This is a genomic window from Plantactinospora sp. A48, assembly GCF_055793945.1.
Window position 1 is genome coordinate 35723 of sequence record NZ_JBTIXF010000041.1, and the last position, 22744, is coordinate 58466.

The following is a 22744-nucleotide window of genomic DNA, read 5'->3' on the forward strand; positions in this document are numbered from 1 at the left end:
CCACACGGCCTCGGGAAAGGAAGGGCACCCTGTTATCGCTTTTTGTATAGGAAGGGCCCCCCTTTTAACGCGCCCGTCCGATGCGTCGCGGGCGGTGCCGGTGGCTGCCGGGCGCATGTCGCGTACGGCAGGATGGCTGGGTGACCGACGAGCTGGATGCCCCCGGCCGGACCTCCGCGGTGCGGGACGAGGCACTGAGAAAGGCGAGTGTCGCCTGGATCGCGGTCGACGGCGGCCCGGCGTACCCGGTCTGGTGCCTGGCCCTCGACGGCGCCCTGTACGTGGTGAGCGGGCCGGGCGAGCAGCGCGCGCCCGGACTGGCCGGGGCCGACGCCGCGGTGGTGACCCTGCGAGGCGATCATGGCGGACGCATCGTCAGCTGGCCGGCCGGGGTGAGCCGGTTGGCTCCCGGCGACGAGACGTGGTCGACGGTGGCGCCGCAGGTTGCCGCGAAACGGCTCAACTCTCCCGAAGCCGCGCCCCGGCTGGTCGAGCGATGGGCCGCCGAATGCGTGCTGAACCGGCTCGTTCCGGCGGCGGGCGCGGTGGTCGAGGGCGCGGGACTGCCCGATGACTCCCTCGCGGCGCCGCCCCGGCCGACCCCCGCGGCCCGGCCCACCCGGCGTCCGTTCCGACTGCATCGGGTACGCCGCCGCTGAGGGCAGGGACCTGGCGGGCAACGGACGCCGCCCCGGACGGGATGGCGCCCTGCCCGCTCGGGCGGATGGCCCCCTTCCCGCTCGGGCGGGCGGATGGGCCCCTGCCCGTTCGGGTGCGCGGATGGCCCCACTGCCCGCTCCGGCGGGCTACCCCGGGTCAGGCGACGGCGGGGCGCTCGGTCCTCCCCGGGGACCCGGGCCGAGGATGCCGTCGAGCACGAGTTGCAGGTGGCGTCGCCAGTCGGAGTTGCCGCCGGGCTTGAAGTACATGGTGGATATAACGCCGTTGGCCACCACCGTGAAGTCCGCGAGGGTGAGGTCGGCGCGGATCCGGCCGGAGGCGACGGCCCGGTCGATGATCCGGCCCACCGCCATGGAGAACTCGGCCTTCTGCTGTCTGATGCGTACCCACTCAAGGGTGTCGGAGCCCATCAGCGCGAGCTGGAAGGCGGCATCGCCCTCGGCGGCCTCGAGGTAGCCCCGCAGCATCGCCTCGAACGCCTCGCCGGGGTCGGCGATCCGTTCCACGGTGTGTGCGAGGTCCGTCATGTCCTGGAACCGTTCGCCGACCATCGCGGTGAGCAACGCCTGCTTGCTGGGGAAATGCCGGTAGAGGGTGCCCATGCCCAGGCCGGCCTGGGCGGCGATGTCCTCCATCTGGGCATCGCGCCCGCGCTTGGCGAACAGCTCACCCGCGGCCGCCATGATCCGGCCACGGTTGCGCCGCGCGTCGGCGCGCAGGGGTCGCTCGGAATCGGTCATCAACTCACAGCCTAGGCGCGGGGCTTGACAACCGGAATCTTAGTTCCGTAACGTCCCGAGGCACTAAAGGGAACCGAAGTTCCGGTTCCGGAAAGCCCGAACGGGGTTGAGGATCATGATCGTTGTCACCACTCCCACCGGCCAGATCGGCCGGCAGGTAGTCGCGAACCTCCTCGACAGCACGGAGCTGATCCGGGTGATCGCGCGCGACCCGGCCCGGCTGCCCTCGGTGATCCGTGATCGCGTCGAGGTCGTGGCCGGATCGACCGATGACGTCGCCGTCGTCGACGAAGCCCTCACCGGCGCCGACAGCGTGTTCTGGCTCGTGCCGCCGAACCCACGCGCCGAGAGCATCCCGGGACACGTCATGGACTTCGTCCGCCCGGTGTGCGAGGCGATCGGCAGGCAGAAGGTCCGGCGGGTGGTGGGGCTGTCGAGCCTGGGCCGGGAAACCGCCCGCAGCGCCGGACAGATATCCGCGATCTTCGCCATGGACAGCCTGATCGAGAGCACCGGGGTGAGCTACCGCTCGGTGTGCCCGCCGGGGTTCATGGAGAACCTGCTCCGGCAGCTCGAACCGATCCGGAACCAGGGCGTCTTCTTCGCGCCGTTCTCGGCGGACCGGAAGGTCCCCGTCTGCGCCACGGGTGACATCGCCGCCGTCGTGGCCGAGTTGCTGCTCGACGACTCCTGGAGCGGGCAGCAGAGTGTGCCGGTCCACGGCGCCGAGGACCTCTCCCAGAACGAGCTGGCGGAGATCATGTCCGAGGTGCTGGAGCGGCCGATCCGCTGCCAGCAGGTGCCCGGTGAGGCGTACCGGACCAGCCTGACCCACAACGGCATGACCGAGGCCTGGGCACAGGGCCTCGTCGACATGGCCGCGGCGGTCGAGCGGGGTGTCTACGACACCGAGCCACGAACCGCGCGGTCCACCACCCCCACCAGCTTCCGCCGCTGGTGCGAGGACGTTCTCAGGCCGGCCGTCCTCGGCTGAACGCCAACCGGAGCGCAGGACCGGACCGGAAGCGCAGGGCCGGAGTGCAGGACCGGGAGCGGAAGCGCAGGACCGGACCGGCCGGCGGTGCGTTCAGCCGACGAACGGCGGGATGATGATCTCACCCCGGGCCACCGGCACGACCCGACCCGCGACGGTGACCCCCACCGCGACCCCGTCGGCCGCGGTCACCACACACTCCAGCGTGGACGGGCGGTGGATCTCCGCGCCCTGCCGGACGGTGTACGCCGTCCTCCCGTCCCCCGGCAGCAGCCCACCGGCCACCAGCCACACGCCGAGGCCGAGCGCCGCCGAACCGGTAGCGGGATCCTCCGGCACGCCGAGGCCGACCCCGAACACCCGCACATGCGCCACCCGCTGCTCGGGATGCCAGCCGACCACGGTCAGCGTCTCGATGCCGTACCGCCGGGCGGCCGCGATGTCGACGGCGGCCCGCTGCACCGCGTCGGCGCGGACCGCCAGGTAGGGAAAGTCCAACCCGCAGCCGGCGGTCCTCGGTGCCGGCCCGGCCAGGTCCTCGGCGGTCAGACCCGCCACGGCCAGCAACGGACCCGGATCCAACTCCGGACCGAGCAGCGGGGTGCCGCCGGTCACTGTGGCCTGGCCGTCGGTCACGGTGATCGGCAGCAGCCCCGCGCCACACTCCTGCACCACGTCGCCGGCCGGAAAGTCCCCCCGGCGGCTGCCGGTCACCGCCGCGCCCACGCTGGGGTGGCCGGCGAAGGGCAGCTCGCCGTCGACGGTGAAGATGCGGGCCCGGTACGTCGCCCCAGCCCGGGTGGGCGGCAGGATGAACACCGTCTCCGAAAGATTGAACTCCCTGGTCAGCGCCATCAACTGCGCGGTGGCCAGGGCCTGCGCGCCGAACACCACCGCGAGCGGATTGCCCGCGAACGGGCGGTCGGTGAAGACGTCCACGATCTCGTACGCCAGGGTCGACATGGTGGTAAACCCTAGGCCCTTAGGCTGGACCGGTGACCACGCCGAACCGGGTGTACATCGCCCGCCTCGCCGGGCTCACCGTTTTCGATCCCAACGGTGACCAGGTGGGGCGTGTCCGGGACGCGGTGGCCCGGCTCCGCAGCAGCAACCGGCCGCCCCAGGTGGTGGGTCTGGTGGCCGAGATGCCGATGCGTCGGCGGATCTTCCTGTCCATCAACCGGATCACCTCGATCGACGGCGAGGCCGTGGCGCTGGGCAGCGGCACGCTCAACCTGCGGCGCTTCTCCAAACGGCCCAACGAACTGCTGGTGCTGGAGGACCTGCTGGACCAGCGGGTCCAGATCCAGCCCTCCGGTGGGCAGGGCACGGTGGTGGACGTCGCCATGGAGTGCAGCCGCACCGGCGAGTGGTCGCTGGCCCGGGTCGCGGTCCGGGAACAGACGGGGCGACTGACCCGCCGGGGTCACCTGCACCAGGTCGAGTGGGAGGACGTCCGGGGCCTGCTGGGCGGGCCGGACGCGAACCGTGGCACCGCGAACCTGCTCGCGGTGCTGGAGGAGATGCGTCCCGCCGACCTCGCCAACGCCCTCCAGGAACTCTCCGACTCCCGGCGGAACGAGGTGGCCGCCGCGCTCGACGACGAGCGGCTGGCCGATGTGCTGAGCGAGTTGCCCGAACGGGACCAGGTGGAGATCCTGGCGGCGCTGGACCGGGAACGGGCGGCCGACATCCTGGAGGAGATGGACCCCGACGACGCGGCCGACCTGCTCAGCGAGCTGTCGCCGCCGGAACAGGACATCCTGCTCGACCTGATGCGGCCGGACGAGGCGGACCCGGTCCGGCAACTGCTCAAGTACACGCCCGGCACGGCGGGCAGCGTGATGACCTCGGAACCGGTGATCATGCCGCCGGACGCCACCGTCGCCGAGGCGCTGGCCCGGATCCGCGAGCCGCAGATGTCGCCGGCGGTGGCCGCCCAGGTGTTCGTCACCCGGGCGCCGCTGGCCACGCCGACCGGCCGGTACCTCGGAATCGTCCACTTCCAGCGGCTGCTCCGGGAGCCGCCGGCAGAGTTGCTGGGCGGGGTGGTCGACAACGACATCGACCCGCTCCAGGCGGCCACGCCGCTGCCCGAGATCACCCGCCGGATGGCCACGTACGACCTGGTGGCGATGCCCGTGGTGGACGCCGCCGGCCGGCTGGTCGGCGCCGTGACCGTCGACGACGTGCTGGACCACTCACTGCCCCGCAACTGGCGGGACCGGGACGCCGCCGACGCGGTCGGACCGACGATCGCGGGGCCACCCGGCGATCTTGGCCGGGGTACCGACCTGGACACACCGCAGCAGCCGGGGGAGGCCAGGGATGGTTGAGCGCAGGCAGGTGGCCCGGCTGGATCAGCCCAGCCAGCCCCGCCGGTTCAAGCTGCCCCGGTTCGACCCCGAGGCGTTCGGGCGCTGGGCCGAGGGCACCGCCCGATACATGGGTACGGCGAACTTCATCGTCTGGATGACGCTTGTCATCACCGCCTGGCTGGGCTGGAACACGCTCGCCCCGTCACGGCTGCGGTTCGACCCGTACACCTTCACCTTCCTGACCCTGCTCCTGTCGTTGCAGGCCTCGTACGCGGCGCCGTTGATCCTGCTGGCCCAGAACCGGCAGGCCGACCGGGACCGGCTGACGATGGAGGAGGACCGGCGTCGAGCCAGCATGCAGAAGGCGGACACCGAATACCTCACCCGGGAGATCGCCGCGCTGCGGATCGCGCTCGGCGAGGTGGCCACCCGGGACTTCGTACGCTCGGAGCTGACCCGGCTGGTGGAGGAGTTGGACGACCAGCAACGCCGACGGCAGCGGCTGGCGCGCCGGCCGGCCGCCGAACGGGTCGGCGGCGCCGAACGGACAGGCGGTCCCGAACGGACAGGCGGTCCCGAACGGGTCGGCGGGGCCGAGCGGACGGGCGGGGCCGAGCACGGCGTCGACGAGCCGCACGACGAGCTGGACGGCGACTGACCGCCCGGAACGCGCGGTGCCGAGCGACCCCGCAAGCTGTGCCATCGCCTCGCTCACATCCCGCCCGGCGGCTGCCGGCAGCCGGTACGGGGCGACGTAGCATTGCCGGCATGTCTGCACCCGTCAGCACCGTCGAGGAAGCGGTCCAAGCCGCACTGGCCACCGTCGACGACCCGGAGATCCGCCGGCCGATCACCGAACTGGGCATGGTCCGCTCGGCCACGGTCGGGCCGGACGGTGTCGTCCGGGTGGAACTGCTGCTCACGGTCGCCGGCTGCCCGCTGCGGGACAAGCTGCGCACGGACATCACCGCGGCCGTCAGCGCGGTCCCAGAGGTCAGCGGCGTGGAGATCGAGTTCGGGGTGATGAGCCCGGAGCAGCGGCAGCAGTTGCAGGTGCGGCTGCGTGGTGGCGCGACGCAGGAGCCGGTGATCCCGTTCGCCCAGCCCGGATCACGGACCCGGGTCTACGCGGTGGCCAGCGGCAAGGGCGGCGTCGGGAAGTCCAGCGTGACCGTCAACCTGGCCGCGGCGCTGGCCGCCCGGGGTCTCTCGGTGGGCGTGGTGGACGCGGACATCTACGGCCACTCGGTGCCCCGGATGCTCGGCGTGGACGGCGCGCCGACCCGGGTGGAAGACATGATCATGCCGCCGCAGGCGCACGGCGTGAAGGTGATCTCGATCGGAATGTTCACCGCCGGCAACGCCGCGGTGGTCTGGCGCGGTCCGATGCTGCACCGCGCGCTGCAGCAGTTCCTCGCCGACGTGTACTGGGGTGAGCTGGACGTACTCCTGCTGGACCTGCCGCCCGGCACCGGCGACGTGGCGATCTCGCTCGCCCAACTGCTGCCCAACGCCGAGATCCTGGTGGTGACCACACCCCAGACCGCCGCGGCGGAGGTCGCCGAGCGGGCCGGCGCCATCGCGTTGCAGACCCACCAGCGCCTGGTCGGAGTGGTGGAGAACATGTCCTGGCTGGAACTGCCGGACGGCTCCCGGATGGAGGTCTTCGGTTCCGGCGGCGGCGCCACGGTGGCCGAGTCGCTGACCCGGACCGTGGGCGCCCAGGTGCCGCTGCTCGGCCAGATCCCGCTGGACACCCGGGTCCGGGAGGCCGGCGACGCGGGTACCCCGATCGTGCTGGCCGAGCCGGCCGCGCCGGCCGCCCGCGCGCTCGGCGCGGTCGCGGACCGGCTCGCCGTCCGCCGGGAATCGCTGCTGGGCAAGCCGCTCGGGCTCCGTCCGGCCGGTCGCTGAATTTCGGGTACGTCCCCGACCCGCCCGCGCTGATCCCTCATGGGCCCGCGCGGGCGGGGTCCGGCGTGCCATCGGCATCAAGTCCCGACCGGGCGACCCGCGCCGCGTCGTCGACCGGGTGGTGCCGGCCGACGGGGGTGGGTCCGTCAGGTGGCGTCGAGGTCGTAGTCGCGGTGGGTGGCCGGTACCGAGGGGGCCGGAATCGACGTACCGCCGTGGTCCTGTCCCGGGATCGGCCCGGTCGGCCCGGCGCCGTTCCCGGTCACCGCCGCGGACGCCGGGCTCGAACCGTTGACCGACGCCGAATCCCAGCCGGACCGCAGGCTGGATCGGGGGTCGACGGCCGAGCCGATGTCCTTGAAGTCCTTCTGCACCCCGGTCAGATCGGTCTTGAGGTCGTCGTACACCGCCTGGAACGGCTTGCGCAGCGCCGCCTCGTCCTCCTCGCTGAGCAGGTGCTTGCGGATGAACGCCTTGGGGTGCAGATCCTCCAGCTTGATGTCGGTGCCCAGTTCCCGGCTCAGGTCGCTGGTCGCGTTGCTGGCCATGGTGCGCAGGTTGCGGACCATCCTCAGCCCGTCGCTGATCACGTTCGGCAGCTTGTCACCGAAGATCAACAGGGCGAGGAGCAGCAGGAGACCCATCTCCCACCAGTTCAGGTTCTGGAACATCTCCGGCTCCTCCTCGTCACGACCTTCGGCAAGGGTACGCACCCACCCGCCCCGGACGGCAAGGCCCGTTACTTCGCATCGGCGGCCAGCGTCACCGAGGCGGTCTGTCGGGCCGAGCCCCGGCGGTACTCGACGCTCACCACCGAGCCGGGCGCGTACTTCCGGACCAGCGCGATCAGGTCGGTCGGCTCGGTGAGCGTCCGGCCGCCCAGCTTGAGCAACACGTCGCCGGACCTGAGTCCCGCGCCGGCAGCCGGGCCGCCCGGTTGGACGCTGGACAGCCGAACCCCGCTACCCGGCCCGGTGTCCGAACCGACCTGGGCGCCGATCACCGTACGCCGGGCCCGGCCGGTGTCGATGATGTCGCTGGCGATCCGCTTCGCCTGGTTGATCGGGATCGCGAAGGCCAGACCGATGTTGCCGGCCTGCTGCTCGTCGAGGGCCAACGACTTGATCACCGAGTTGACCCCGACCACCCGGCCCCCGCCGTCGACCAGCGGTCCACCGGAGTTGCCCTGGTTGACCGCGGCGTCGGTCTGGATCGCCGCGTAGTACCGCACCGGTCCACCCGGTTCACCCGCCCGGATGGTCCGGTCCACCGCGCTCACGATGCCGGCGGTCACCGTGTTCGACAGCGCCAGCGGCGACCCGAAGGCCAGCACCGGATCACCGACGGCGATGGCGTCGGAGTCACCGAACTGCACCGGCGTCAGACCGGACCGGCTCGCCTTGATCACGGCGATGTCCGACTCGGGGTCCTGACCCACCACCTTGGCCGAGGTCGTCGACCCGTCGCTGAACTCCACCGTCGCCGACCCCCGGGCACCCTCCACCACGTGCTGGTTGGTGATCACGTATCCGTCGGCGGTGGCCACGAAACCCGAACCGACACTGGTCCCGTCGGCGCTGGTGGTACGCACCGTCACCACGCTCGGCAGCAACCGTTCGGCCACCCCGGCGAACGAGTCCGGCGCCCGCTGCGCCATGGCCGGCGGGGAGGCGTTCGGCGCCCCCAGCACGGTGGGCGTCCCGGCCCCGGCGCGGACCGCGAAGCCGTACCCGAGGGCACCACCGAGCGCGCCCGCGAGCAGCGCCGTGACGATCGAGACCAGGAACACCGAACGCAGGCCGCGCGGGCGGGGGGCGTCCGGATCCGTGACCGGTTCGGGGTCGCCCTCGCCCCCGCCGGCCGGCGGGCGGAGCACGGTGGCGGTCGGCGTGGCCGGATCCCGCCACGGGTCCCGCAGCGCGTCCGACCACCAGGGTGAGGCCGGCACACCCGCGGCGGGCGCACCCGACCAACCGGACCCGCCCGCGGAGTGCGCACCCGACCAACCGGACCCGCCCGCGGAGTGCGCACCCGACCAACCGGACCCGCCCGCGGAGTGCGCACCCGACCAACCGGAAGCGCCCGGCGCGGAGACGCCCGGGGAGGGCGTACCCGACCAGCCCGGCGCGGCGGACCGGGGGCCGGAGGCCCAGGTCGGATCCGGCGGTGGTCCACCCCACGGCGCCGGGCCGGCCGGCTCGCCCTGGTCGGGGTGGGACGCCGCTGCCGGCGTCCCACCGGGCTGGTGCCAGTTCCAGCCGTCGGTCACGATCGGTGCCTCCCACCTGAGTCCCGGGTCACCGGCCGCACCGGACCCGGGAAGGTGGGGTCCACCCGCCCGGGTCGCGGAGTCCGGTTTCCGCATCCAGGATTACACGGATGCCGCGCGCACAGTCAGCGGTCGGCGTCCGTCCGTTCGTCACCGGCCGATCCGGTACGGCTCCGTGCCCCCGCTGCGGACGCGGGCCCGAGGCTCAGGCCCTAGTCTCTGAGAGACTGTCGGGAACCCCCGAGCCACCCCGCTGAACCGTCCGCCCGGAGGTGCCCCATCGGCACGCTCGACCGGTCCGTCCCCTCGACGACCACCCAGGCAATGCAGTTCGCCGAGGCGTACGTCGCCGAGGATCTCGTCCTGCGTACCGCCCGCAGCCTGGCCCAGGAGGTCGGGCTGGACGCCGTGACACCCGGTGTCGGTGCGACACTTCGGCTGCTCGCCGCCGCCGGCAACGCCCGGGCCGTGGTGGAGATCGGCACGGGCACCGGGGTCAGCGGCGTCTGGCTGCTGCGCGGCATGCGCCCAGACGGGGTGCTCACCACGATCGACCTGGAGTCCGAGCACCAGCGGATCGCCCGACGGATCTTCCTGGAGGCGGGCTATCCCGCGGGGCGTACCCGGATCATCACGGGCCGGGCCCTCGACGTGCTGCCACGGCTCGCGGACGGCGTGTACGACCTGGTCTTCGTCGACTCGGACGTCACCGAGTACGGCGCCTGCGTGGAGGCGGCGCTGCGGCTGCTGCGCCCGGGCGGGCTGCTCGCGTTGAGCGGAGCGCTGGCCGGGGGCCGGATCGGCGACCCGGCGGCCCGGGACCTGGCCACGGTGACCATCCGGGAGGTGGTGAAGGCCGTCCGGGAGTCGGAGGACTGGGTGGCGGCGCTGCTGCCGGCCGGCGACGGCCTGCTCACCGCGGTACGCCGGGGCTGACCACCGCACGGCGTTAAAAAGGGGCCCCTCCTATACCGGAAACGATAAGAAGGGGCCCTTCCTTACAGCGTGGCGAGCCAGCGCAGCAGGGTGCGTACGCCCCACCCGGTGGCGCCCTTGACCAGTTCGGCGTGGTCCGAGGCGGTCCAGGACGGTGCCGACATGTCCACGTGCAGCCACCTGTCGCTCAGCTCACCGACGAACTCCCGCAGGTAGAGCGCGGCGGTCACCGAACCCGCGCCCCGGGCCGGCGAGCTGTGCAGGTCGGCGAGGTCACTGTGCAGGTATTCCAGGTAGTCGTCGGCCAGCGGCATCCGCCAGGCGCTCTCCCCGGCCGCCCGGCCGGCGGCCAGCACGGCGGCGGCGAGCCGGTCGTTGTCGGCGTACAGGGCGCCGGTCCGGGAACCGAGCGCCACGGCGTTCGCCCCGGTCAGGGTGGCGAGATCGACGATCAGGTCGGGCGCCAGCCGGTCCCGGGCGTACGCGAGCGCGTCGGCCAGCACCAGCCGGCCCTCGGCGTCCGAGTTGGTGCTCTCACTGGTCAACCCGCCGTAGTGCCGGATGATGTCGCCGGGCCGGAACGCCGAACCGCTGACCATGTTCTCGGCCAGCGGGGCCAGTGCGGTGACCCGGACCGGCAGACGCAGCTCGGCGGCGCCGATGGTCGCGGCCAGCACGGCGGCGGCGCCGCCCATGTCCTTGCGCATCAGCTTCATCGCGTCGCGCGGCTTGATCGAGATGCCGCCCGTGTCGAAGGTGATGCCCTTGCCCACCAGCACCACGTGGGTCCGGGCCTGCTCCGGGCGCCAGGCGAGTTCGACGAACCGGGGCGGACGCTCCGACCCGCCGCCCACCGCCAGCACCCCGCCGAATCCCTCGGCCGCCAGCCAGTCGGGCTCGCGTACCTCGACGGACAGCCCGGGACGCCCGCCGGCGGCGGCCACCACCTGGTCGGCCAGCCAGGCCGGGCTCTTCACCGACGAGGGCATGTTGGTCAGGTCCCGGGCGAACCGGGTGCTCTCCGCCACGATTTGGGCGGTGTCCACCGCGGCCCGGACGGCCGCCGGATCGGCCACGGCGAGCAGCACCACGGTTCCGTCGTCGTCCGCGGCCGGGACATCACCGTCCTCGGGCGGGACACTGCCGTCTTCGGGCGGGACACTGCCGTCCCGGGCCGGCACAGCGCCCGTCCCGGGTCGCGGCACCCGGAACCGGTACGACGCCAGCCACAGCCCCTCGGCCAGCCCGCGTACGGCGCCGGATCCGGAGCCCACCGGCTCGGCGCCGGTCGACTGGCGGTCCACCGGCTCGGTGCCAGTCGGTTCGGTGGCGACCGGCTCGGTGTCCGCTGGTTCGGCGGCGGGTAGCGCGACGGCGACCGTGCCGGCCAGCGCTCCCGAGCGGACCAGCGCGGCACCGGCGGTGCGCCAGTCCGCCTCGGTGCCGGCCCCCACACCGAGCAGCACCAGCCGGACCGGCTCCCGGCCCGGACGGACCGACACGAAGGTCTCCCCGGGTTCACCCCGGTGCTCGACCACCGGCAGCAGGGCCGACGCCTCCGCGCCCAGCTCGACGGGAGCCTCCCAGGCGGTCCGGACCGGCTCAGCGCCCGACCGGATCGGCAGGACCAGCACGTCGTAGGCGGTCGGTTCGGCGACGGGACGGATGGCGAACACGCCGGGTTACCTCCGGGGAGAGCAGATCGAGCGTTTTCCGCTACCAACGGCGAACGGCCCGGACGCGGCGCGCGCCGGACCGTTCGCCGGGTAAATCAGCCGACGGCGGTCTTCAGCGCGTCCCCGAGCGCGCTGGCCTCGTCAGGTGTCATCTCAACGACGAGCCGGCCGCCACCCTCCAGCGGCACCCGCATGACGATGCCCCGGCCCTCCTTGGTGACCTCCAGCGGACCGTCGCCCGTCCGCGGCTTCATCGCCGCCATGTCGTCTCCCCTCAGACCTTCACTAGGGTCCGTGGGTTGCCCCACAGCCACTTCGCCAGCATTGCCACGGGAGAAACCCGAGGCGTCGACAGACGATTTTCCCTGATGAACACCGCCGGACCCAAACCGAGCCGGTCTCGATATAACAGCACCTAGCATATATCGAGAATGGCTGTCACAATGTGCGGTCATGCAGGCACGGTCGGCACTCTTCGACCTTTACGGGGACCATCTACGCCCCCGCGGTGGCCGCGCGCCGGTAGCCGCCCTGGTCAGACTACTTACCCCGCTCGGGATAGCGGCACCGGCGGTACGTACCGCGGTGTCCCGGATGGTCCGGCAGGGCTGGCTCCAGCCCGTACGGCTGTCCAGCGGCCCCGGATACTCGATCACTCCGAAGGCCGCCCGGCGGCTCGACGAGGCCGCCGCGCGGATCTACCGGACCGGACGGATCGGCTGGGACGGCCGATTCGACCTCCTCGTCCTGGACGGTCCCGGCAACCGCCGCGAGCGGCAGCGGCTCGGCGCCACCCTCAGCTTCCTCGGCTACGGGATGCTCGACGAGCGCACCTGGGTGGCCACCCGGCCCGGTGAGGACGTCGACGGGCTGCTCGCCGAGGCCGGGGTCCGGTACGAGCGGTTCACCGCCGCCCACGCGGCCGGCACCCCCGGCGCGATGGGCGTGGTCCGCCGCGCCTGGGATCTGGCCGAGATCGGCGAGGCGTACGAAAGGTTCGTGGCCGAGCAGCGCCCACTGCTGGCCGGGGTCACCGCCCGCAGCGGCGACGAGGACGCCTACGCGGCCCGGTTCCGGCTGGTACACGCATGGCGTACCTTCCTGTTCCGGGACCCGCAGCTTCCGCCGTCGCTGCTGCCCGACCGCTGGCCCGGCACCGGCGCGGCCACGTTCTTCGACCGGCACGCGGCCCGGCTGCGGCCGGCCGCCGACCGGTTCGTCGACCAGTGCCTGGGCAACGGTTCCCCACCCACCCCGACCCGGGGCCGGAACCCCGGCACCCGGGCCGCCCGACAGAAGGGCCGCGCATGAGTGATCCGCTGCTCGTCGAACGCGCCGATGCCGTGGTCACGCTGACCCTCAACCGTCCGGACGCGCTGAACTCGCTGGACGTGGCGCTCAAGGAGGCGCTGCGCGACGCCCTGGCCGAGCTGGAGCAGGATCGCTCCTGTCGGGCCGTGGTGCTCGCCGGGGCCGGTGGGGCGTTCAGCGCCGGCCAGGATCTCCGGGAGCACACCGCGACCCTGAACTCCGGCACGGCCGACCCGCTGGCGACCGTACGGGCCCACTACAACCCGATCGCGGCCCGGCTGGGCAACCTGCCGAAGCCGGTGGTGGCGGCCGTCCGGGGCATGGCCGCCGGTGCCGGCGCCTCGCTGGCCTTCCTCTCCGACTTCCGGGTCGGCGGTCCCGCGACCAGCTTCCTGATGGCGTTCGCCCGGGTGGGCCTGGCCGGTGACACGGGCATCTCCTGGTCGCTGCCCCGGCTGGTCGGTCACGCCAAGGCGGTGGAGCTGCTCATGCTCGCCGAGCCGGTACGGGCCGAGGAGGCGCTCCGGCTGGGCCTGCTCACCCGGCTGGTCGACGACGACGAGAAGATCCTCCCGGCCGCGCAGGAACTCGCGGCCCGACTCGCGGCCGGCCCGACCGTCGCGTACGGGGCGATCAAGCGCCAGCTCTCGGTGGGTGACGCCGGCACCCTCTCCGACGCTCTCGCCGCCGAGGCGCAGGCCCAGGCGATCTGCGGAGCGACCGCCGATCACCGGTCGGCCACGGCCGCCTTCGTCGCCAAGCGGAAGCCGGAATTCGAGGGCCGCTGACCGGACCCGCCCACGGCCTCGGTTCAGTCGTCCTCTTCGGGGTCCTGGTTGGCCTCGGCGCCCAGCACGAACGCCTGCATGGCCAGCTCATCCCGGGTCGGCGCGACGAACGCCGGCAGCTCGCGCGGGCCGAGTTCCAGGACGTACGACCAGAAGATCCGGGCGGCCTCGGCCGGTGAGCTGGCCTCGATGGGCAGGTCGACGCTGACCAGCCAGGTCTGCCGGGCGCCGGCGGGGGCCACCCGGGCGGCCCACCGGCGGAAGACCCCGGCCTCGATCCGGGTCAGCGGCCCGCGCAGGGTCAGCCCGGCCGCCGGCACCGGCCGGTCCAGGGCCCGCCGCAGGTACGTCACCACCAGCGGGTCGCCGTCCCCGGTCATCGGATCGTCCGGGTCCCGCTCACTCGTCCCGCTGGTTGGACCGATCCGGCCGACGGCGACCACCAGCGGGGTCTGCTCGTCCCGGACCACGAGGACATCGTCGCCGGCCCGGGGACGCTCCGACCCGGGCCGCTCGGGAAGGCCGGTCAACTCCAGCAGGTCGTGTTGGATCAGCCGCTCCGCCTCGAACCGCTCAGCCGGGATCACCACGGCCCAGGCGTTGGACGCCGACTCCGGGACGCGCTCGCTCACGACCGGGTCCCGACCCGGTCCGCCGGGGCGTCCCGGGCGACGTGGCAGCCGGCCAGGTGGTCGTCGACCATCCCGGTCGCCTGCATCAGCGCGTACGCCGTGGTCGGGCCGACGAAGCGGAACCCGGCCTTCTTCAGCGCCCGCGCCATCGCCGTGGACTCGACGGTGACGGCCGGCACCTCGGCGAAGCTGGCCGGTCGGGTCGACCGGGCCGGCGGCGCGAAGCTCCAGAGCAGTTTGGCGAGCCCGCCGGGCAGGTCGAGCGCCGCCCGCGCGTTGGCGATCGTCGCCTCGATCTTGGCCCGGTTGCGCACGATGCCGGCGTCGTCGAGCAACCGGCGCACGTCGCCCTCGTCGTACCGGGCGACCGTGGCGATCCGGAAGTCGTCGAAGGCCCGTCGGAACGCCTCCCGCTTGCGCAGGATCGTCAGCCAGGACAGGCCGGACTGGAACGCCTCCAGGCACAGCCGCTCGTAGAGGGCGTCGTCGTCACGTACCGACCGCCCCCACTCGCCATCGTGGTAGGCCACGTAGTCGACGGTGCTGCCCCCCCAGGCGCAACGCGGCAGACCGTCCACGCCCGTTACCAGATCAGTCACCACACCACCGTAGGGCACACCACCGACGACCCTCGGCGACGGCCCGGCTCACGGCAGCCGGCCGTCCTCCACGAGTCGGGCCAGTCGCTTCAGGGCACCGGTGAGGCCGACCTTCGAACCCGGCCAGAGCACCGGCCAGGCCACCCGGCCGACGGGCCCGCCCGGCAGGTGGAACCACTCGTGCCAGACCACCTGGGTCCGGTCCCGGTCCATCTGGGTGCAGCGCAACACACCGGGCCCCCGCAGCAGCGCCCCGGTGTGCACCACGCGCACCTCGTACGGCGCGTCCACCCGGACCACCGTCATCTCGTCCTTCAACACCGCCGGACCGACGCTGGTGACCGCCTCGATCCGGCTCCCCTCGCCACCGTCGCCGGAGACGATCCGGACCCGGGTGAACGGGATCCACTCCCCCTGCCGCTCCCACGCCGTGAAGGCGGCGAACACCCGCTCGGCGGGCGCGTTCACGATGACCGTCGCGGTCACCTCCCCAGCGCCGGGCCGGGCGGCGGTGCGCAGTTCGTCGGCGTCGGCCGGATCGGTCACGCCCGCTCCGACCGGGCGGCGACCTCGGGCGCCACCTTGGAATCGACCTCGGCCGTGGTGACGGGCTCCCCGTCGGCCGAAGTCCCGGACGCGGTCACGGAAGCCGACTCGGCCGAAGTCCCGGACGCGGTCGCGGGAGCCGTGTTCTGGCCGGCGCCGTTCTGGCCGGCGCCGGTCTCCACCGAGTCAGTCTCCACCGAGTCAGTCTCCACCGAGTCGGTCTCCCCGGCGGCGACCGGCTCGGCGGAGCCCTCCGCGGCCGAATCGGCGTTGTCGGCGGACTCGGTGGCGGCGTTGCCGGCCGCTGCCGACCTGGCCTCCTCACGGGCCTGACGCAGCGTGTCGGCGTCCGCGAGACGCCCCTCGCGCAACGCCGTGACCTCCGCCTCCAGGACGCCGATCAACTCGTCCTTGTAGCCGATGTCGTACGCGGCACGGCGCAGCGCCTGATCGACCTGGCCCATCCGGTAGCCGCGGAAGGCGGTGTCGAAACGGACCTCCGTCACGTCGCCCTCCTTCAGCGGACGACTCTCCGGCAGGGGTAAAGCCCGGCCGTCCGGCTCGGCCGGCGCCAGGCCGGGATCACCACCGGTCACCAGTACGGCGACCCCGAACACCACCGTCGCGACGGTCAGTGCCGCCACCAGAATGAGCAAAAGCTGACCCATGGCATCGATCGTGGCATGCCGAGAGGTATCGGGGTAGCCCGCCACACGGCCATCGATGCTCTTGTTGACCCGCCCGGCGGGCCCGCCACCCGCTCCGGATAGCGTCGACGCCGGCCCTGATCAGCGAAGGAGAGCCGGATGGCGGGTTTACTGCGGCTGGGCGGGCGGGCCTTCGGTCCGGACGAACTCGTCGTGATGGCGATCGTCAATCGAACCCCGGATTCTTTTTTCGACCGGGGCGCCACCTTCGACGCCGGGGACGCGCTACGGGCCGTTGAACGGGCCGTAACGGAGGGTGCCGAGATCATCGACATCGGCGGGGTGAAGGCCGGGCCGGGCACGGAGGTCGATCCGACCGAGGAGATCCGGCGTACCGTCGCGACCATCGCCGCGGTCCGGGCCGAGTTCCCGGAGGTGGTGATCTCGATCGACACCTGGCGGGCCGAGGTGGCGGTCGAGGCCGTGGCCGCCGGTGCCGACCTGTTGAACGACACCTGGTCGGGCGCGGACCCGGCGCTGGCCGAGGTGGCCGCCCGGACCGGCGTCGGGCTGGTCTGCTCGCACGCCGGCGGCCTGGCCCCACGGACCCGTCCGCACCGGCCGGCCTTCGCCGACGTGGTGGCCGACGTGGTCGGTACGGTCACCCGGCTCGCCGACCGCGCGGTGGGCCTGGGGGTACGACCGGACGGTCTGCTGATCGACCCGGCGCACGACTTCGGCAAGAACAGCCGGCACTCCCTGGAGATCACCCGGCGACTGACCGAGCTGACCGCCACCGACTGGCCGGTGCTGGTGGCCCTGTCGAACAAGGACTTCATCGGCGAGAGCCTGGACCTGCCGGTCGGCGAGCGGCTGGAGGGGACCCTCGCCGCCACCGCCGTCTCCGCCTGGCTGGGTGCCCGGGTGTTCCGGGCCCACCAGGTCCGTCCGACCCGCCGCGTTCTCGACATGGTCGCCACGATCCGCGGCGACCGCCCACCCAAGGTGTCCCGGCGAGGGCTGGCGTAAGGCAGGCGGGTCCGCCGGGCCGGTGCTCACCTCCGCCAAACCCCGGCTCCGGCTGCGCTCCGGCGGGGTTCGCCGGGCCGGTGCTCACCTCCGCCAAACCCCGGCTCCGGCTGCGCTCCGGCGGGGCCCGCCGGGCCGGTGCTCACCTCCGCCAAACCCCGGCTCCGGCTGCGCTCCGGCGGGATGGGGTCAGGTCCAGCGCAGGACGTCCTTGCGCCAGGCGTACAGGATCCCGAGCGCGAGGACGGCCACGAAGATCCCCATCTCGGTCACCGCACCCGCCCCGAACCCCGGCCGGTCGAAGATCACCGCCCACGGGAACAGGAAGACCGCCTCGACCGCGAACAGCACGTAGAGGTAGGCGAAGACGTAGTAGCGGATCTGCATCTGGGCCCAGTCCTCGCCGACCGGATCGAGGCCGCACTCGTAGCTGGCCCGCTTGCCCGGCGGATCCGCCGGGCTGGCCGGGCGCAGCAGGCGGTTGGCGGCGAAGGCCGCCACGAACACACCCGCGCCGGCGAGCAACACCAGGCCGAGTGTCGCGTACGAACCGAGATAGCCGGCCATGGCCCGGAGCCTACCGCCCTCGGCGACCGCTCGTAACACACCGCTGACGGACGGCGCTCACCCTTCGGATGGCCCGAGTGACGGCGTCACCCTCGAGGTGGCCCGGCGGACGGGTCATCCGGCCGCCCGGCGGAGGCAAGCCGGGACAGCCGGCCCGGAAGGTTTCGGGCCGGCCGGCTCGCCGTTACGAATTCGTTTCGTAGCTCGACTGGTGCCGGGCGGCAAGCAACCGCGAATAATGTGATCCACCTGCTGGTACCCCGGAGGGGCGATGACGCGCGACCACCAACGATCGTGGGCTCCGACCCGCCCGCGGCGGGTCCGCAACCACCCGGCGATCCTCGCCGGCGGTCTCGCCGCGTTGCTGTTCAGTGGGCTCGTGGCCGCCATCGGCGTCGCGGCGCCCGCCACGGCCCAGCCGGGCCGGCCGGCCGCGCTGCTGCTGGACACCGACCCGGCGCCGTCGGAGGAGCCGCCGGCGACCGAACCACCGAGCCCGGATCCGGCGCCCACCGACACACCCCCGACCTCCGAGCCGCCCGCCCCGGACAACCCGCCGACCAGCGCCGCCCCGGCCTCCCCGTCGACGGCACCGACGACGGCGGGGCCGCCGCCGTCCAGTCCGAGCGTCAAGCCACCCCCGCCGCATCTGCCGGACCAGCCGGGGCCGCCGCCGGGTGAGCCACGTCGGGGGATGTCCGTCACCACCACCGACATCACGCTCCCGGAGAGCTACTGGTCGAGTCGGAGCACGACCGCCGACCTGAGCGTGACGATCACGAACACCGGCGAGGTGACCGAGGCGGTGCGGTTGACGTACACCCTGCCGGTCGGGGTGGTCGACGCCGGCACCCGCGGCTGCACGGGTGACCCCCACGCCGGCCGCTGCGCCCCGTGGACGGTCTCGCCGGGCGCCCGGTTCAGCACCCACCTGCGGCTCCGAGTCGACGGCGACGCCTGGCGGAAAATGCCGATCAGCGGATCGGTCCAGGTCAGCGCCACCCGCCCGGACCACCCGACGGCACCGGCGGTGACCGACAGTCAGGGCTTCGCCGTGCTCTTCCCGGCCGGCCCGCCGATCCCCGGAGTGTCGCTGGCGGCCAGCGAGGTCAACTTCGACGTCACCGGCCTGGCCACCACGCTGAACGTTCGGCTGGGTAACACCGGTCGGACGGACGCGGGCGGGATCATCGAGGTGATCCTGCCGGCCGGAGTTTCCGTACCCACCGAGCCGGCGGGTTGCGTGGCCACGGCGACCGACCGCACCCGGTGCGACCTGGGTTCGATCAGCGCCGGTCAGGTCGGTGTGGTGCGACTGCCGGTGGCCGCCACCCCGGAGGCCCAACGTTCGGCGCCGCTGTCCGGAGCGGTGATCGGCACGCTCACCCCCCGCGCGGGCCGGGCCAAGATGATCCAGATGAGTTTCCGGATCATGGCGGTCGCGGCACTCGCCACGGCGACGCAGGCGGAGAGCACCCCGACCGGGTCACAGGGCGCGCTACCCCCGCTGACCCGGGCCAGCGACGGGGAGGGACTGACCGGGGTACGGAAGACAGCGATCGCGTTGATCGTCAGTTCTCTGCTGCTGGTGGTCCTGGCCCTCGTCCTGGCCACCGGTTCCCTGCGCCGCCGCACCGCCGTGGACCCGGCGGCACCCGGGGCTCCGGCACCCGCACCGGGCGAATAGGGGATCCCCGGCGGCTCTCAGCCCGGCGGTGCCGGAGTGATGTGAGTTACCTCTGGGGTCGAAGGGGCCGGAAGACCCCGTTAAGACCGATTAGCCGCGTCCCATCCTGGAGACCTTGCGAACGGATCGGATGCCCACGCGACGTAGGCTCAGGGCATGACAGGACGGTGCGGGCCGGGCGGCCACGCGCGAGTCACCGGTACGCAGGGAGTTCCCGTGACCGGACCCGGAGAAACCACCGATGGGCCCGGCCCATCGGTCGCCCCGGCCCGGCAGGACGTCGAGCAAAGCGAGGTACGACCGTGAACAAGCAGGTCCGTCAGCTGGACCGGGTCGTGATCCGGTTCGCCGGGGACTCTGGCGACGGCATGCAGCTCACCGGTGATCGGTTCACCTCCGAGACAGCGCAGCTGGGCAACGACATCTCGACGCTGCCCAACTTCCCGGCCGAGATCCGGGCACCAGCCGGGACACTGCCCGGGGTGTCGAGCTTCCAGGTCCACTTCGCCGACTATGACATTCTCACCCCGGGTGACGCGCCGAACGTCCTGGTCGCGATGAACCCGGCGGCGCTCAAGGCGAACCTCGCCGACCTGCCGCGCGGCGCGGACATCATCGTCAACACCGACGAGTTCACCCGGCGCAACCTGGCCAAGGTCGGCTACCAGGCCAACCCGCTGGAGGACGGCACGCTGGAGGCCTACGCCCTGCACCCGGTGGCGCTCACCTCGATGACGGTCGGGGCACTCGCCGAACACGACGTGTCCAAGAAGGACGCCGAGCGGGCCAAGAACATGTTCGCGCTCGGCCTGCTCTCCTGGATGTACTCCCGGCCGTACGCCTCGACGCTGCGGTTCCTCGAACGCAAGTTCGCCGCTCGTCCCGAACTGGTGGCGGCCAACGTGGCCGCGTTCAAGGCCGGCTGGAACTTCGGCGAGACCACCGAGGACTTCGCGGTCCGCTACCAGGTGAAGCCGGCCCGGATGAACCCGGGGACGTACCGGAACATCACCGGGAACGCGGCGCTGGCACTCGGGCTGGTCGCCGCCGGCGTGCGGTCCGGACTGCCGCTGTTCCTGGGCGCGTACCCGATCACCCCGGCGTCGGACATCCTGCACGAGCTGAGCAAGCACAAGCGCTTCGGTGTGACGACGATGCAGGCCGAGGACGAGATCGCCGCGATCGGCGCGGCGCTCGGCGCCTCGTACGGCGGGTCCCTCGGGGTCACCACCACCAGCGGCCCCGGGGTGGCGCTGAAGGGCGAGACCATCTCGCTCGCGGTCGCCCTGGAGCTGCCGCTGGTCGTGGTCGACGTGCAGCGGGCCGGACCGTCCACCGGGATGCCCACCAAGACCGAACAGGCCGACCTGAACATGGCGCTGTTCGGCCGGCACGGTGAGGCCCCGGTCGCGGTGATCGCGCCGAGGTCGCCCTCGGACTGCTTCCACGCGGCCATCGAGGCCGCCCGGATCGCGCTCACCTACCGCACTCCGGTGATCCTGCTCTCCGACAACTACGTGGCCAACGGCTCCGAGCCGTGGCTGCTACCCGAGGTGGACTCGCTGCCCGACCTACGGGTCGAGTTCGCCACCGAGCCGAACGGGCCGGACGGGACCTTCCTGCCGTACCTTCGCGACCCGGTCACCCTGGCCCGGCCGTGGGCCATCCCCGGCACGGCGGGACTGGAGCACCGGATCGGTGGCCTGGAGAAGGCCGACAAGACCGGCGACATCTCGTACGACCCGACCAACCATGACTTCATGGTGCGTACCCGGGCGGCCCGGATCGAGGCGATCCCGGTGCCGGACATCGAGGTGGAGGATCCGGACGGTGACGCCCGGGTGCTGGTCCTGGGCTGGGGATCCACGTACGGCCCGATCGGCGCCGCCTGTCGCGGCCTGCGGCAGCGGGGCCTGCCGGTCGCCCAGGCGCACCTGCGACACCTCGCGCCGATGCCGGCCAACCTGGGCGAGGTGCTGCGCCGGTACGAGCGGGTCGTGATCCCGGAGATGAACCTCGGCCAGCTCGCCCACGTCATCCGGGCGCGCTACCTCGTCGATGCGATCGGCTACAACCAGGTCCGTGGCCTGCCGTTCACCGCGGCGGAGCTGGAGACCATGCTGGAAGAATTGGTCAAAAATGTCTGAAGCTAAGAATTCCGGTCGCGACGCGGCAGCCGCACCGGTGGCACTGAAGCTCACGGCCAAGGATTTCAAGTCCGACCAGGAGGTGCGCTGGTGCCCCGGCTGCGGGGACTACGCCATCCTGGCCGCCGTCCAGGGGTTCATGCCCGAGCTGAACATCCCCCGCGAGCGGATCGTCTTCGTCTCGGGAATCGGCTGCTCCTCGCGCTTCCCGTACTACATGAACACGTACGGGATGCACTCGATCCACGGTCGTGCGCCGGCGATCGCCACCGGCCTGTCGACCACCCGTCCCGACCTGTCGGTCTGGGTGGTCACGGGTGACGGTGACGCGCTGTCGATCGGGGGCAACCACCTGATCCACGCGCTGCGCCGGAACGTCAACCTCAAGATCCTGCTGTTCAACAACCGGATCTACGGGCTGACCAAGGGGCAGTACTCGCCCACCTCCGAGGTCGGGAAGATCACCAAGTCCACGCCCGCGGGCTCGGCGGACGCGCCGTTCAACCCGCTCTCGCTGGCGCTGGGCGCGGAGGCCAGCTTCGTGGCCCGGACCATCGACTCGGACCGCAAGCACCTCCAGTCGGTGCTGCGCGCCGCGGCGGAGCACGACGGCTCCGCCTTCGTGGAGATCTACCAGAACTGCAACATCTTCAACGACGGCGCGTTCGAGCCGCTGAAGGATCCGGCCACCCGGGACGACCACCTGATCCGGTTGGAACACGGGCAGCCCATCACGTTCGGCAGCGACGGCCAGTTCTGCGTCGTACACCCGCCCGGCGCGTTCGGCCTGGAGGTCCGGGAGACCGCCTCGGTGGATCCCGCGGACATCGTCGTACACGACGCCACGGTGGCCGAGCCGGCGTACGCGTTCGCGCTGTCCCGACTGCCCGGCTTCGCCCTCCGGAACACCCCCATCGGCGTGTTCCGGAACGTCACGCGGCCGTCGTACGACACGGTGGTCCGCGAGCAGGTCACGGCCGCCAAGGCCAAGGGCAGCGGTACGCCGGAGGAGCAGCTCAGCGCGCTGCTCAACGCCGGCGACACCTGGACGATCCTCTAACGTCCAACCGGTTCCGGGCCCGGCACGGTTTCCAGCGGAAACCCAGCCGGGCCCGCCCGCGCTCTGCCTGACAGCCACCCGAGGGTCTGGCCGGGCCCGCCCACGACGGGATCAAGCCCGACCATCGAGCCTGACCCGCCCGAGGGTCTGGCCGGGCCCGCCCACGACGGGATCAAGCCTGACCGCCCAGAGTGGGCGGGCCC

Annotated in this window: 22 protein-coding genes and 1 pseudogene; 12 read left to right on the plus strand and 11 right to left on the minus strand. The window is 72.6% G+C overall.

Annotation, left to right across the window (positions count from 1 at the left end):
• The first annotated feature begins 80 nt into the window (after positions 1-80).
• Positions 81-659: a hypothetical protein gene (locus ACXN5W_RS20310; protein ID WP_473159912.1), complete on the plus strand. Its 579-nt coding sequence runs from the start codon at positions 81-83 to the stop codon at positions 657-659.
• A gap of 147 nt (positions 660-806) precedes the next feature.
• Here ACXN5W_RS20310 and ACXN5W_RS20315 read toward each other — a convergent pair whose 3' ends face one another.
• Positions 807-1421, minus strand: coding sequence for a TetR/AcrR family transcriptional regulator (locus ACXN5W_RS20315; protein WP_473159913.1), 615 nt, complete (start codon positions 1419-1421; stop codon positions 807-809).
• Positions 1422-1536: 115 nt separating this feature from the next.
• Between ACXN5W_RS20315 and ACXN5W_RS20320 the strand changes: the two genes are divergently transcribed.
• Complete coding sequence (locus ACXN5W_RS20320; protein WP_473159914.1) at positions 1537-2415, plus strand: NmrA family NAD(P)-binding protein; 879 nt, start codon at positions 1537-1539, stop codon at positions 2413-2415.
• Between the two features lie 93 nt (positions 2416-2508).
• On the opposite strand, the gene ACXN5W_RS20325 is transcribed toward ACXN5W_RS20320, so the two are convergent.
• Complete coding sequence (locus ACXN5W_RS20325) at positions 2509-3378, minus strand: PhzF family phenazine biosynthesis protein (protein WP_473159915.1); 870 nt, start codon at positions 3376-3378, stop codon at positions 2509-2511.
• Between the two features lie 32 nt (positions 3379-3410).
• Here ACXN5W_RS20325 and ACXN5W_RS20330 point away from each other — a divergent pair, with 32 nt between their 5' ends.
• The 3 genes from ACXN5W_RS20330 (at position 3411) to ACXN5W_RS20340 (ending at position 6647) form a co-directional block, all read left to right on the plus strand.
• The gene (locus ACXN5W_RS20330) at positions 3411-4751 is read left to right on the plus strand and encodes a magnesium transporter MgtE N-terminal domain-containing protein (protein WP_473159916.1); all 1341 of its coding nucleotides are present in this window, start codon (positions 3411-3413) and stop codon (positions 4749-4751) included.
• On the plus strand, positions 4744-5391 hold the full coding sequence (locus ACXN5W_RS20335) for a DUF1003 domain-containing protein (protein WP_473159917.1): 648 nt from the start codon (positions 4744-4746) through the stop codon (positions 5389-5391). The genes ACXN5W_RS20330 and ACXN5W_RS20335 overlap by 8 nt, the downstream gene beginning before the upstream one ends.
• Before the next feature lie 110 nt (positions 5392-5501).
• Positions 5502-6647, plus strand: coding sequence for an Mrp/NBP35 family ATP-binding protein (locus ACXN5W_RS20340; RefSeq protein WP_473159918.1), 1146 nt, complete (start codon positions 5502-5504; stop codon positions 6645-6647).
• Positions 6648-6973: 326 nt separating this feature from the next.
• Here ACXN5W_RS20340 and ACXN5W_RS20345 read toward each other — a convergent pair.
• A pseudogene (locus tag ACXN5W_RS20345) lies at positions 6974-7318 on the minus strand (twin-arginine translocase TatA/TatE family subunit); the annotation flags it as partial.
• A gap of 68 nt (positions 7319-7386) precedes the next feature.
• Positions 7387-8916, minus strand: coding sequence for a S1C family serine protease (locus ACXN5W_RS20350; RefSeq protein WP_473159919.1), 1530 nt, complete (start codon positions 8914-8916; stop codon positions 7387-7389).
• A gap of 324 nt (positions 8917-9240) precedes the next feature.
• Between ACXN5W_RS20350 and ACXN5W_RS20355 the strand changes: the two genes are divergently transcribed.
• The gene (locus ACXN5W_RS20355) at positions 9241-9852 is read left to right on the plus strand and encodes an O-methyltransferase (RefSeq protein WP_473159920.1); all 612 of its coding nucleotides are present in this window, start codon (positions 9241-9243) and stop codon (positions 9850-9852) included.
• 62 nt (positions 9853-9914) lie between these two features.
• Here ACXN5W_RS20355 and ACXN5W_RS20360 read toward each other — a convergent pair whose 3' ends face one another.
• Positions 9915-11399 (minus strand): leucyl aminopeptidase family protein, encoded by a 1485-nt coding sequence (locus ACXN5W_RS20360; RefSeq protein ID WP_473159937.1) that lies wholly within the window; start codon positions 11397-11399, stop codon positions 9915-9917.
• A 224-nt stretch (positions 11400-11623) separates the two neighbouring features.
• Entirely contained in the window at positions 11624-11791 is a 168-nt protein-coding gene (locus ACXN5W_RS20365; RefSeq protein ID WP_473159921.1) for a DUF3117 domain-containing protein, read from the minus strand.
• 190 nt (positions 11792-11981) lie between these two features.
• Here ACXN5W_RS20365 and ACXN5W_RS20370 point away from each other — a divergent pair, with 190 nt between their 5' ends.
• Positions 11982-12839, plus strand: coding sequence for a PaaX family transcriptional regulator (locus ACXN5W_RS20370; RefSeq protein WP_473159922.1), 858 nt, complete (start codon positions 11982-11984; stop codon positions 12837-12839).
• On the plus strand, positions 12836-13627 hold the full coding sequence (locus ACXN5W_RS20375) for an enoyl-CoA hydratase-related protein (RefSeq protein ID WP_473159923.1): 792 nt from the start codon (positions 12836-12838) through the stop codon (positions 13625-13627). Before ACXN5W_RS20370 ends, ACXN5W_RS20375 begins: the two co-directional genes overlap by 4 nt.
• Before the next feature lie 23 nt (positions 13628-13650).
• Here ACXN5W_RS20375 and ACXN5W_RS20380 read toward each other — a convergent pair whose 3' ends face one another.
• The 4 genes from ACXN5W_RS20380 to ACXN5W_RS20395 are packed head-to-tail and all read right to left on the minus strand — an operon-like array spanning position 13651 to position 16072.
• On the minus strand, positions 13651-14259 hold the full coding sequence (locus tag ACXN5W_RS20380) for a hypothetical protein (RefSeq protein WP_473159924.1): 609 nt from the start codon (positions 14257-14259) through the stop codon (positions 13651-13653).
• Positions 14256-14858, minus strand: coding sequence for a DNA-3-methyladenine glycosylase I (locus tag ACXN5W_RS20385; protein WP_473159925.1), 603 nt, complete (start codon positions 14856-14858; stop codon positions 14256-14258). The genes ACXN5W_RS20380 and ACXN5W_RS20385 overlap by 4 nt, the downstream gene beginning before the upstream one ends.
• A gap of 48 nt (positions 14859-14906) precedes the next feature.
• Positions 14907-15404, minus strand: a complete 498-nt coding sequence (locus tag ACXN5W_RS20390) for an SRPBCC family protein (RefSeq protein ID WP_473159926.1) — start codon at positions 15402-15404, stop codon at positions 14907-14909.
• Positions 15401-16072, minus strand: coding sequence for a DivIVA domain-containing protein (locus ACXN5W_RS20395; protein WP_473159927.1), 672 nt, complete (start codon positions 16070-16072; stop codon positions 15401-15403). The genes ACXN5W_RS20390 and ACXN5W_RS20395 overlap by 4 nt, the downstream gene beginning before the upstream one ends.
• Positions 16073-16210: 138 nt before the next feature.
• Here ACXN5W_RS20395 and folP point away from each other — a divergent pair, with 138 nt between their 5' ends.
• On the plus strand, positions 16211-17080 hold the full coding sequence (gene folP, locus ACXN5W_RS20400; protein ID WP_473159928.1) for a dihydropteroate synthase: 870 nt from the start codon (positions 16211-16213) through the stop codon (positions 17078-17080).
• A 189-nt stretch (positions 17081-17269) separates the two neighbouring features.
• Here folP and ACXN5W_RS20405 read toward each other — a convergent pair whose 3' ends face one another.
• Positions 17270-17647 carry an NADH-quinone oxidoreductase subunit A gene (locus ACXN5W_RS20405; RefSeq protein ID WP_473159929.1) on the minus strand — a complete coding sequence of 126 codons (378 nt, stop codon included), beginning with the start codon at positions 17645-17647 and terminating at the stop codon, positions 17270-17272.
• A 271-nt stretch (positions 17648-17918) separates the two neighbouring features.
• On the opposite strand from ACXN5W_RS20405, the gene ACXN5W_RS20410 reads away from it, so the two are divergent.
• From ACXN5W_RS20410 to ACXN5W_RS20420, 3 genes are all read left to right on the plus strand, one after another.
• Entirely contained in the window at positions 17919-19334 is a 1416-nt protein-coding gene (locus tag ACXN5W_RS20410; RefSeq protein WP_473159930.1) for a hypothetical protein, read from the plus strand.
• 302 nt (positions 19335-19636) lie between these two features.
• A complete protein-coding gene (locus ACXN5W_RS20415; protein WP_473159931.1) occupies positions 19637-21481 on the plus strand; it encodes a 2-oxoacid:acceptor oxidoreductase subunit alpha in 1845 nt (614 codons plus the stop codon).
• Entirely contained in the window at positions 21474-22541 is a 1068-nt protein-coding gene (locus ACXN5W_RS20420) for a 2-oxoacid:ferredoxin oxidoreductase subunit beta (RefSeq protein WP_473159932.1), read from the plus strand. Before ACXN5W_RS20415 ends, ACXN5W_RS20420 begins: the two co-directional genes overlap by 8 nt.
• The last annotated feature ends 203 nt before the right edge of the window (positions 22542-22744 follow it).